This window comes from Proteus sp. STS61-E (assembly GCF_040932335.1).
GTDB lineage: Bacteria > Pseudomonadota > Gammaproteobacteria > Enterobacterales > Enterobacteriaceae > Proteus > Proteus mirabilis_B.
Genome location: NZ_JBFQGE010000004.1, coordinates 219729 through 232075 on the forward strand (window position 1 = coordinate 219729; position 12347 = coordinate 232075).

Consider the following 12347-nt stretch of genomic DNA (forward strand, 5'->3'; position numbering starts at 1 on the left):
TATAAGTTTAATTATTTAGTTCGCATTCCTAGCATGCGTTTTAACGTGACATCTTTATCAATAAAATGATGTTTTAAAGCGCCAGCAGCATGTAATAACGATAATAAAACCACTGACCAGGCTAAATAAAGATGAATATCACCCGCTAAATCCGCTTGCTCGGCTTCCCCTGTAAAAATGGCAGGCACAGAAAACCAATCAAATACAGATATAGCTTGTCCATCAGCGGTTGAAATTAAATAACCACTAATCAGAATAGAAAATAAGATTAAATATAAAAGCATATGTGCAATATGAGCACTAATGCGTGTCAACTTGCTATAACTTGATAAAGCTTTAGGAGGCGGAGAGATCCAACGCCATATCACACGCACTATCAAAATAATAAACAAAAGAATACCAATGCTCTTGTGTATTTCAGGTGCAGAATGATACCAACTATCATAATACCCTAGCGTCACCATCCACAGCCCTAAAGCAAACATACCATAGACAGTCAGCGCCGACCCCCAATGTAAAAGGAGAGACAAGTGCCCATAGCGAGATGCATTATTTCGCCATTGCATAATAAAAATCCAATAGTTTCTAATTCATTACAATAATGTTATCTAGTTTAGTGTATTGAGAATAAATTGTTAGCCCATAATTCAACAAATAATTTGCTTATCATTATCAATAATAATCAATAAGTAATGAGCTCTTATTAGTCACTCTGTTGATTATCTAATCAATGACATTGTTGGATCGGATTTTTTTAAAATAAGATAGGTGTATTGGCAGGTGTTTATATACATAATAAAAAGAATAAAAAGAATAAAAAGAATAGATAGAGAAATAAAAATAAGAGGCAAAATAAGATCAATACAACAATTGTCCAACCATAAAAACAATTGTATTTTTTACTTATCCTAAATTAGAGCTTATTAAACAAAATACAATAATAATGAGAGGAGCCGTAAAAAAAACGGATAACCAGCGCATTTCTCGTACAACACCAAAAATAATCCCAACAATACAAACAAAAAATATAACAGGCATCATTTCTGAGTAGTGATCATGACAATAGTACATTAATAAATTAATCCACGAATGATCGTTTTGCATATAAAAATTTCAACCAATAAAAATAAATTTAAATTAAGATAGTGATAAATTACTATCATTAACAAATAAAACAAGCGTCGTATTATAAATATCAATCATCGCGCACAAAGATATTAAAACACTCCACATTTTAAATAGAGACAATGTTAGCAAATAAAAATAACAATCTAAGTTAAATTTCTGACAATATAAAACAAACAAGGTCAAATAAGGCTAATCAATTCAAATGATATTAATATTATTATTAATATCACATTAGTTAAACGAAATAATAATTTCATTTAATTTCAAATAAAGAAAATTAATTTCGCAAAGTGATAATAAAAGTAATAAAGAATAAATAAAATAGAGTTTTAAACATCAAATAATTACCTTTAGGTCATTCATTTACTTGGAATTAACTCTATATTTCATTTTAATTGCTATTAGCTAAAAACATTCAAATCCCAAGCAAAAAACACTACAATTACAATAGTATTTTTATTGAGGGCACTATGTCTACTGCAACAAATCTGAATGAACTACAGGAACAAGTTCGCTCCCGCTATAATGGATTAAGTAAAAGGCTACAGCAGGTTGCACATTATCTACTTGATAATAAAAACAGTGTGGCATTTGATACAATTGCGATCCTTGCAGATAAAGCAAATGTTCCTCCATCGACATTAATTCGTTTTGCCAACGCATTTCATTTCAATGGCTTTAATGAAATGAAACAATTATTTCAAAACCATTTGATGAATGAAATGATAAACGAAAATGAAAATTTAACTTATAAACAAAAATATAAAGAGGAGCTTCCTAATCTGAATGAGCCTGCCTATATTCTGCAAGAATTTGCACAAGCAAATAGCCATTCATTGCAACAATTGGCAAATCAGACTCACAGAGAAATGTTAAATAAAACATTACAATTACTCGAACACGCTGACACAATTTATATTTGTGGCTTTCATCACTCATTCAGTGCTGCAAGTTACTTTTTCCATGCTCTCTCGCATATCCCTTGTGAGACTGTTTTTGTCAACAGTCTAGGTGGAATGTACAAAGAGCAATTGAGAAATATTACACATCGTGATGTGCTCTTTGGCATTCACTTCCACCCGTATTCAGATGAAATGCAAAAAATGTGTGAAATGGCGACTTACAAAGAAGCAAAACAGATTATTGTTACTGATAGTCCAATTAGCCCATTAGCAAGTCTAAGTGATGTTTGTTTAACAGTTAAAGAAGCTCAAATAAAAACCTTTCGTTCTCAAACGTCAACAATGTGTTTACTACAAGCAATTTCCGTCGCTTTTGCTTTTAGAAAAAAAAATTAATAACTTTATATCCTAAGCTGCATCTTAATTAAGGTGCAGCTTTCCATAAAATAAATAATTATAAAATAATATTTAATAAAATATAACTATTAACCACATATTAAATAGCTTAATATTTTATTTAAAACTATTTTTAAGAGCAAATGCAGAATGTTTTATTTGTGATGAGAAAAGCAATCATTTAGCATTAATTCATACCACCAAAGATCATTACAGGATTAAATTAAATGCTATTTAAAAAATTATTTTTAATTGTTTTCTTATTTCCAACCCTCTCCTACTCTAATACTCATTCAATAAAAGAAAATAAAGAAGATCCAATAGTCGGTAATATTCCTAGTATTTCATTAGGTGAAAAAAGTAACGCATCTGGTAACGGTTCAATTGCAATAGGAACAAATAGCCAAGCTAAAAATACACACTCAGTTGCTATTGGGACTAATTCATTAGCAACGGAAGAAAATACAGTATCTTTTGGTAATATTGAAAATAAACACACTTCTCGATTAGTTAATATTAGTGATGGTAAAAACAATACAGATGCCGTTAATCTTATTCAAACTAAAAAACTGGTAGATAAAAATAGAATAGCAACAAATAATGCCATCAATCAGCTAAAGAGAACTGTCAGTACAGATATCAGTGATCTCAAAACCCATGTTAATAATTTTGATAATTATTACAGAAAAAGACAGGCTGAAATCACATATTCAATTGCAAATTTAGATAAAGAAATTATTGCGTTAGAGAAAAAAGTATTTGCTGGCATTGCTTCATCTGTTGCAATGACGAGCATTCCTTATCTTAGTCATCATACCTTAAGTGGCGGAATTGGTATTAGTAATTATCGAACAGGCACAGCATTTGCTGGCGGTGTACAATATAAACCGAATAACGATATTGCATTTAGATTAAACTCCTCCATTAATAGTGAAAAAGAAATTATTATTGGCGGTGGATTAGCTTATGGTTGGTAAATGATCTTCTTTTTTATAATTAGATTATTAAAAGATAACCTTATAATTAAAGCAGTAATTACTACGTAATATTACTGCTTTTTTTATAAAAAGTATTTCAAGTCATAATTAATAAAAATAAATTATCTAATGAAAAATTGATAAGTTTAACTTTAGTATTTCTAATATATTTTTGTAATATAGATTATTTTTTATATACTAGGATTATAAGCTAGAGTAAAAAGGAATAAAAAATGAATTACATATTTCAAAAAATGACTGCCAAAGATATTAATGCAGTCGCACTATTATTACAGGCAAATTCTGAATCTCAGCAAGGTGGATTATATGGCGAATATCCTCTAGATAAAGTTGAGGCGATGTATCAAAGTAGCACTAACACCATTGTTGCACTTTACCAAGAAAATATTGTGGCTGTTGTTTTTAGCTTTCCTGTTACCTCTTTTTCGATCCCCCCAATTGCTCAAGCTATTAATCAACACTTTCCAGAAATAACACAAAATAATTGGTTTTACGGTCCTGTTTGTATAGATAAATCTCACCGTGGAAAATCCCTATTAAAAGATCTCTACCAGCAGATCTGTTCTTTACATGGCGGGCATCCTATTGCATTTGTGAATAGTGAAAATATTCGGTCACTAAAAGCACATCAAAAATTAGGTATGGAGATCGTTAAAAATTTTGAGTTCAAAGGCATATCTTGGTGGGTCATTAAAGGATAATGAAAACAAACGAAAGAAAAATACTTACACTTTCTGTTATTCAGCTTTCTGGCAAAAAATGGAGGCTTTTAAGTATTTTTGCTATCGCCATCACAAAATAAATAATATCCATATAAATCAGTGTAATATATAAAATAATAAAAAGTTAATCTATTCTTAACAATATCTCAACTCCTATTTTAGCTGTCAAATTGCTTACAATTTGACATCATTCTGTGATCTCCCTTTCAATTCTTGATCTTTCGTTAACTTACTTTTTGATCTTATACAAAAGTATAAATAAGATAAAAGCCACCAATTCGAAAGTAAACGTAAAATAGGAGGAAGCAATGACTGTTTCCCGCAGAACTTTTATCAAAGGACTCGCAGCCAGCGGTGCAGCAATGACTGTTTCTACCCCTGTTATTGCTAATTCAGGGAATTCGGCTTCTAACACGCGATCGCGTCCAGAGAATGCCCCTAACCTATTAATTGTTTTCCCAGATGAAATGCGTGCTCATGCATTACAGTTTATGGGGGAAGACCCTTCAATTACACCTAATTTGAATAAATTTGCGAAGCAAGCCAAAGTAATGACGCAGATGGCTTCAAACTACCCTCTTTGCTCTCCATTTCGCGGCATGTTTATGACAGGCCAATACCCTGTTCGTAATGGTATTACAGGAAATGCGCATGACTATGGTGGTAAAGTAGGTATTGATTTATCTCCTTATGCCAAATGTTGGTCTGATGTTTTAAAATCGCTCGATTACAGCACTGGTTATATCGGTAAATGGCACCTTGATGCGCCTTACGAACCATTTATTGAAAGTTATAACAATCCAATGGAAGGCCGCTATTGGAATGAATGGGCAGCACCAGATAGACGCCATGGCTTTGATTTTTGGTATTCTTATGGCACTTACGATTTACATTTAAAACCAATGTATTGGGCAAACGATACCCCTCGTGACAAGCCAATTTACATTGATCAATGGGGACCTGAACATGAAGCTGATATGGCAATCAAGTTCCTCAAAAATGAAAATAATCAATTTAGAGACAATTCAAAACCATTCGCATTAGTGGTTTCAATGAACCCACCTCATTCACCTTATGATCAAGTACCGAAAAAATACCTCGATGCTTATCAAGGTAAGACCTCAAAAGAGCTAAATACACGTCCTAATGTACAGTGGGATACTGAATATCAAGAAGGTTATGGCCCTCAATATTTCAAAGAATATATGGCGATGGTCAATGGTGTTGATGAGCAATTTGGTCGCATCGTAGATGAATTAGAAAAACAAGGTCTTGCAGATAATACTCTCGTTGTTTTCTTCTCTGATCATGGCAGTTGCTTAGGAGCAAATGGACAAGCAACAAAAAATAATCCTTATGAAGAATCCATGCGTGTTCCTATGATGTTTCGTTTACCAGGTAAAATTAAACCAGGTTCTGACGATGCATTAATGTCAGCACCAGATATTTATCCGACTATCTTAGGGCTACTTGGTTTATCAGAATGGATCCCTGATTCAGTAGAAGGTACTGATCTTGCAGATAGAGTAGTCACAGGCAAAGGCGACACAGCAAACTCTCAGCTTTATCTCTTTATTCCTTATGGTGAACCTTCATTTGGTAAACGAGGTGTAAGAACCAAAACTCATACTTTGGTTATAGATAGGCAAGATGGGCAACCATTGAAATATACTTTATATGACAATGTGAACGATCCATATCAAATGAAAAATATTGCCAAAGATAATATGCCTTTAATTGAGAAATTAATTAAAGAAGAATTAACCCCTTGGTTGGAAAAAACAGGAGATTCTTGGCGCGCTACTGAATTCATCACGGCAACAACCAATAAATTAAATAAAACAATATCGACATGTAAAGAAAAATAATAAAAATATCTGCGCCATAATTTTATGGCGCTATATATAAACCCAATTCGCTGATATAAAAAATCCTTTTAATAATATAAAGGGAAAGATGTCCTACACCTAAAAACTGACACAAATAAAAGCGAATAAAGAATTGGATATATACCATGAACAAACTTCGTATTGCTCTTTTTTTACCTCTTCTTGGCTTAGGTTTAACTTCTTTTCATACTCAAGCAGCTAATGTCAACGCCATGTTTTCTTGGGAAACAGCAGATTACGATACACCAAATAACTATGCTGGTTATCGTGTGGATTTTAATATTAATCCAGATAAATCTAACTGGTATTTCGATGTTGGTTTTCGTCAACGTGAGCATGACAATAAGAACCGTTATCAGCGTTATGATTTACAGGGTAGTTATCGTTTTAAATTAAATAATGGTTGGGTCCAACCCGGTTTAAAAGTACGTCAAGACCTGACTAACTATGATAATGGTAGCCGCTTAACCATTGATTTTTATGAATCAAAAACCAATTACCAATTTCCAATTAATAAAGATTGGGTTTTAACGGGTAGCGTTTTATTTGGCTTACAAAAGAAAGAAGACAAACGTAGTAATGGAGTCACAAATACGGATTATTTAGGCTGGGAAATTGAACCGGGTCTACGTTATTTTGTCACTCCTAATATTAATACAACTGTGGCTTATTTTGATGGTGGTAAACAAGCAATACGACATGAAGAATACGACACAAAAGAAACAAACCATAATCAACAATTACGTATGTATGTAAACTGGACGACTCCAATAGGATTAATTGTTTCTCCATCAATGCGTAAATCTATTTTTGGAAAAATAGAAGATAGAACAAATAAAGGCGTTTATATCGAGAAAGATATGACACGTTATACCTTACAAATGGCTTATCAAATATCACCTCAATGGCGGGTCATGACGGAATATTATAATGAACGAGTTGAAAATAAAAACGATGGTAGTAAATCAACTCAGGATTATTTCAAAGTTTCATTCCGAGCAACATTCTAATAATTAAAATCATATAATTGTTCATGGAGTTATATTGTGAAAAATAAAAAATTGTTATTTTTGAGCGCTGCTATTTTATCAGCTATTTATGGTTCAGCATGGGCGGCAGAATGTGATCCTACTTTAAATATCTGTGAAACAGTTAATATTAATGACGGGAATACAGCTCAAATAAATAAAGATGTTACTGTTTCTCAAGGTGATGGCGTTGTATTTAATGGCTCATCAACAGAATACAAAGCTCAAGCAATTACAAAAAATATTACTGTTACTGGTGATGGAGCCAGCGCCATCAAAATAAATCAAGGGGCTTCTTTTAGCAGTAATATCAACTTAAATGGCGCTAATGTGACCAGTGAAAATGGTACAGCCATATTGGTTGAAGGTGATTTCCCTAAACGAGGCACGGGAGTTTATATCAGAGACGGTGCTATTATTCGTGGAAAAACTGCAGCCATTGATTTTAGAACACTGAAAACAGGCTTTAGAAGTGATGTAAATGGCGAGATCCACGGTGATATTTTAGGAAATGGGCACGCGGATACCAAAATAAATTTCGCTTATCAAGGTGGTGCTCAAAATGCCCTATTTGATGGATATAAAATTACAGGTGTTCCATTAATTGAAAACCACGGCAATTTAACTATCCAAGGAAAAGATAGAACAATTCACTGGGATGGTAATTTCATGAATAAGGAAAATAGTCAGCTAATTTTCCGACTTGATGATAATACCAATACTGATGAAACTATTCTTCATGTTGACGGTGATGTCACCTTTAAAAAAGGTAGTCAAGCCAAATTGGATTTTAAAGGCACTAGTGTCGATAACATCATTAATAAAGATATCGTATTAATTTCTTCCAATTCAGCTATTAAAGATGAAGCTGGGATTACGGTTACAGATGCGAATGCTATTGCACCCGATGTTTCACCTTTATTAGAAAAAACAGATTCATGGTTAGAGACTACACCACCTAATATTAGTGGTGGTGTTAGTGGCAATCAATTAGTTGCGCGTTATGGCATTAGCTACGAAGGTGGTAATAACTTTATTAGTGCTGCTGAACGTGGTGGTGTCAATGAAAATGGATTAGCAGCAGCCAATTTTGTTATTCCAACTGTATTAAATGAATTTAATAATACGCGTAGCCAAGTCTCAGATGAAGCACTGAGCCTATTAGTCGCAGCTGGAAATGACGACAATAATATTGCTGCATTATCAAATGATTTAGCCCCTATTGCCGATGGTAGTGATATTCAAGCGGGATTAATCATGGTTGAAGATATGCGCAATAATATTGCTCATCGCTATTTACGCTATGATAACCAATTACCGATTGAAGAAAGAGAAGCTGGCTGGAATAGCTGGGCTAATGTGTTGTACGGTTATGGTACGCAAAGCAATCAAGGTGGAATTAACGGTTACAACACTTACCGTACAGGTATTCAAATCGGTACTGATTACGAAATTAATCAAGATGCTCTTATCGGTGTTTCTTTTGCTTATAACTACGCAAAGGCTGATGCCAAACAACGTAACGCAAGTAAAGAAATTAACCATTTTGAATTTATGCCTTACACCGGTTGGTATAGTGACACATTATTCCTAAACGGTAATTTAAATATTGGTTATTACACTGTTGATAGCGAACGAGATATCGGTGGTAATACTGGATGGGAAGGAAATACCAAAGCAAAAGGTGATTATTCTGGTGTGCAATTAGGTTATCAAATTAACGCTGGAACCTATTTTGATTTTGATTTCATCCATATTAAACCAATGCTGACTTACCAATATCAATGGCTAAATATTGATTCATGGGAAGAAACGGGTTCTGCATTATCTATGCGAACTTATGGTCAACGCTACGCTGTTAATCAATTAGGTGGTTCAGTTGCTTTATGGAATAGCTATCAAACCTCTTATGGCAAATTAACTCCATCCCTTAATCTACGTTATTTCAAAGATATTGCAGGTGACAATAATATTAATCAACGTCATAGCCTCACTTATTTTAATACAGGAGGAAGCACCTTCGATATTAAAGGAAATCGCGTTGGTGGTGACATTATTAGTGCTGAATTTGGTGCAAATCTTGATATTACCCAATCGTTAAATTTAGGCACAACAATGGGATATCAGCGTTATGACAAATTCAATGAAGGACGCATTGGCTTCACTGTTAGCCAGCGTTTCTAAGGAGAAAAATAATGCCGATATTTCGCTTTACTGCACTTGCTATGACACTGGGGCTATTATCAGCCCCTTATAACGCGCTTGCAGCTACCAGCAATCCTGCATTTGATCCTAAAAATCTGATGCAGTCAGAAATCTATCATTTTGCGCAAAGTAACCCATTAGAGGACTTTTCATCAGATAAAAACTCAACACTGACGTTATCTGATAAACGTAGCATTATGGGAAGCCAATCCCTTTTGTGGAAATGGAAAGGTGGCAGTAGTTTTACTTTGCATAAAAAACTCATTGTCCCAACAGATAAAGAAGCGTCTAAAGCATGGGGACGAGCATCAACACCTGTTTTATCATTTTGGCTTTATAATGAAAAACCCATTGATGGTTATCTTACTATCGATTTTGGGGAAAAGCTCAATTCAACAAGTGAGGCGCAAGCGGGTTTTAAAGTAAAACTAAATTTCACTGGCTGGCGTGCTATTGGGATCTCTTTAAATAACGATCTTGAAAATCGGGAGATGACCTTAAATGCAATGAATACCTCTTCTGATGGTACTCAAGACAGCATTGGTCGCTCTTTAGGTTCTAATGTTGACAGCATTCGATTTAAAGCCCCTTCTAATGTAGGTCAGGGTGAAATCTATATCGATCGCATTATGTTTTCTATCGATGATGCTCGCTATCAATGGTCTGATTATCAAGTTAAAACACGCTTATCAGAGCCTGAGATCCAATTTCATAACGTGCAACCTCAGTTACCCGTGACACCTGAAAACTTAGCAGCGGTTGATCTTATTCGTCAACGCTTGATTAATGAATTCGTCGGTGGTGAAAAAGAGACAAATCTCGCACTAGAAGAAAATATTGGTAAATTAAAAAGTGACTTTGATGCACTCAATATTCGCACTTTAGCGGATGGTGGAATACAAGGGCGACATCTGATCACGGACAAACAAACTATTATTTATCAGCCAGAAAACCTTAATGCTCAAGATAAGCCACTTTTTGATAATTATGTCATTCTTGGTAACTACACGACATTAATGTTTAATATCAGCCGGGCTTATGTTTTTGAAAAAGATCCGACACAAAAAGCTCAGTTAAAACAGATGTACTTATTAATGACAAAGCATTTATTAGATCAAGGCTTTGTTAAAGGGAGTGCTCTAGTCACAACCCATCACTGGGGATACAGCTCTCGTTGGTGGTATATTTCTACACTATTAATGTCTGATGCCTTAAAAGAAGCAAATCTACAAACTCAAGTTTATGACTCATTACTGTGGTATTCACGAGAGTTTAAAAGTAGTTTTGATATGAAGGTAGGAGCAGATAGTTCAGACTTAGACTATTTCAACACCTTATCTCGTCAGCACTTAGCCTTATTACTGCTAGAGCCTGATGATCAAAAGCGTATCAACTTAGTTAATACTTTCAGCCATTACATCACTGGGGCATTAACCCAAGTACCACCAGGCGGTAAAGATGGTTTACGTCCTGACGGCACAGCGTGGCGACATGAAGGTAACTATCCGGGTTACTCTTTCCCCGCCTTTAAAAATGCCTCTCAGCTTATTTATTTACTACGTGGCACACCATTTTCAGTGGGTGAAAGCGGTTGGAATAACCTGAAAAAAGCGATGGTTTCAGCATGGATTTACAGTAACCCAGAAGTCGGATTACCTCTTGCAGGGCGACATCCCTTTAACTCACCTTCGTTAAAATCAGTTGCTCAAGGCTACTACTGGCTTGCAATGTCTGCAAAACCATCTCCTGATAAAAAGCTCGCTTCTATTTATCTTGCGATTAGTGATAAAACTCAAAATGAGTCGAATGCTATTTTTGGGGAAACTATTGCGCCAGCTGCTTTACCTCAAGGCTTCTATGCCTTTAATGGTGGTGCTTTTGGTATTCATCGCTGGCAAGATAAAATGGTGACATTAAAAGCTTATAACACCAATGTTTGGTCATCTGAAATTTATAACAAAGATAACCGCTATGGTCGTTATCAAAGCCATGGTGTAGCCCAGATAGTCAGTAATGGCTCGCAGCTTTCGCAAGGCTATCAACAAGAAGGTTGGGATTGGAATAGAATGCCAGGGGCAACCACAATTCATCTTCCTCTTAAAGAGTTAGATAGCCCTAAGCCTCATACGTTAATGCAGCGTGGAGAGCGTGGATTTAGTGGAACATCAGCTCTTGAAGGTCAATATGGCATGATGGTATTTGATCTGATTTATCCTGCTAATCTTGAGCGTTTTGATCCTAATTTCACTGCGAAAAAGAGTGTATTAGCGGCTGATAACCACTTAATTTTTATTGGTAGCAATATAAATAGTAGTGATAAAAATAAAAATGTTGAAACTACCTTATTTCAACATGCCATAACGCCATCATTAAATACCATTTGGATTAATGGGCAAAAAGTTGAAGCACTACCTTATCAAACAACACTAAAACAAGGTGATTGGTTAATTGATAGCAACGGTAATGGTTATTTAATTACTCAAGCTGAAAAAGTGAATATCAGTCGTCAACACCAAACTTCGGCTGAAAATAAAAATCGCCAGCCAACAGAAGGAAACTTCAGTTCAGCATGGATTGATCACAGTGTTCAACCTAAAGATTCTAGTTATGAGTATATGGTCTTTTTAGATGCAACTCCTGAAAAAATGGGAGAAATAGCTAAAAAATTCCGTGAAAATAATGGGTTATATCAGGTTCGTCGTAAAGATAAAGATGTTCATATTATTTACGATAAACTCAGCAATGTGACAGGATATGCCTTTTATCAATCTGCTTCAATTGAAGATAAATGGATCAAAAAGGTTGATAAACCCGCGATTGTGATGACTCATCATCAAGGAAATACACTCACTGTTAGTGCTGTTACACCGGATTTAAACATGACACGCCAGAAAGCAGCAACTGCTGTTACTATCAATGTTACCGTCAACGGGAAATGGCAACCTACTGATAAAAATAGCGAAGTAAAATATAACGTTTCAGGTGATAACACTGAACTGACTTTTACCAGTTACTTTGGTATTCCACAAGAAATCAAACTTTCACCTCTCTCTTGATATCACTAAAAGGAACGCACTCG

8 protein-coding genes are annotated in these 12347 nt (G+C 34.7%); 7 read left to right on the plus strand and 1 reads right to left on the minus strand.

All coding sequences use genetic code 11. The features are described from left to right. Nucleotides 1–11: 11 nt before the first annotated feature. The gene (locus AB4J89_RS11380) at nucleotides 12–566 is read right to left on the minus strand and encodes a cytochrome b (RefSeq protein ID WP_311755646.1); all 555 of its coding nucleotides are present in this window, start codon (nucleotides 564–566) and stop codon (nucleotides 12–14) included. Between the two features lie 1032 nt (nucleotides 567–1598). On the opposite strand from AB4J89_RS11380, the gene AB4J89_RS11385 reads away from it, so the two are divergent. The 7 genes from AB4J89_RS11385 to AB4J89_RS11415 all read left to right on the plus strand — a co-directional run bounded on the left by AB4J89_RS11385 (nucleotide 1599) and on the right by AB4J89_RS11415 (nucleotide 12324). Then, nucleotides 1599–2426 (plus strand): MurR/RpiR family transcriptional regulator, encoded by an 828-nt coding sequence (locus tag AB4J89_RS11385; RefSeq protein WP_088494885.1) that lies wholly within the window; start codon nucleotides 1599–1601, stop codon nucleotides 2424–2426. Nucleotides 2427–2653: 227 nt separating this feature from the next. Continuing rightward, on the plus strand, nucleotides 2654–3403 hold the full coding sequence (locus tag AB4J89_RS11390) for a YadA-like family protein (protein ID WP_368469264.1): 750 nt from the start codon (nucleotides 2654–2656) through the stop codon (nucleotides 3401–3403). A gap of 233 nt (nucleotides 3404–3636) precedes the next feature. Continuing rightward, complete coding sequence (locus AB4J89_RS11395; RefSeq protein ID WP_368469266.1) at nucleotides 3637–4125, plus strand: N-acetyltransferase; 489 nt, start codon at nucleotides 3637–3639, stop codon at nucleotides 4123–4125. Between the two features lie 329 nt (nucleotides 4126–4454). Beyond that, nucleotides 4455–6014, plus strand: coding sequence for a sulfatase-like hydrolase/transferase (locus AB4J89_RS11400; RefSeq protein WP_075673699.1), 1560 nt, complete (start codon nucleotides 4455–4457; stop codon nucleotides 6012–6014). 146 nt (nucleotides 6015–6160) lie between these two features. Next, nucleotides 6161–7045, plus strand: coding sequence for an OmpG porin family protein (locus AB4J89_RS11405; RefSeq protein WP_088494883.1), 885 nt, complete (start codon nucleotides 6161–6163; stop codon nucleotides 7043–7045). Nucleotides 7046–7081: 36 nt separating this feature from the next. Continuing rightward, nucleotides 7082–9247 carry an autotransporter outer membrane beta-barrel domain-containing protein gene (locus tag AB4J89_RS11410; RefSeq protein WP_311755648.1) on the plus strand — a complete coding sequence of 722 codons (2166 nt, stop codon included), beginning with the start codon at nucleotides 7082–7084 and terminating at the stop codon, nucleotides 9245–9247. Between the two features lie 11 nt (nucleotides 9248–9258). Next, nucleotides 9259–12324, plus strand: a complete 3066-nt coding sequence (locus AB4J89_RS11415; protein ID WP_368469269.1) for a chondroitinase family polysaccharide lyase — start codon at nucleotides 9259–9261, stop codon at nucleotides 12322–12324. The last annotated feature ends 23 nt before the right edge of the window (nucleotides 12325–12347 follow it).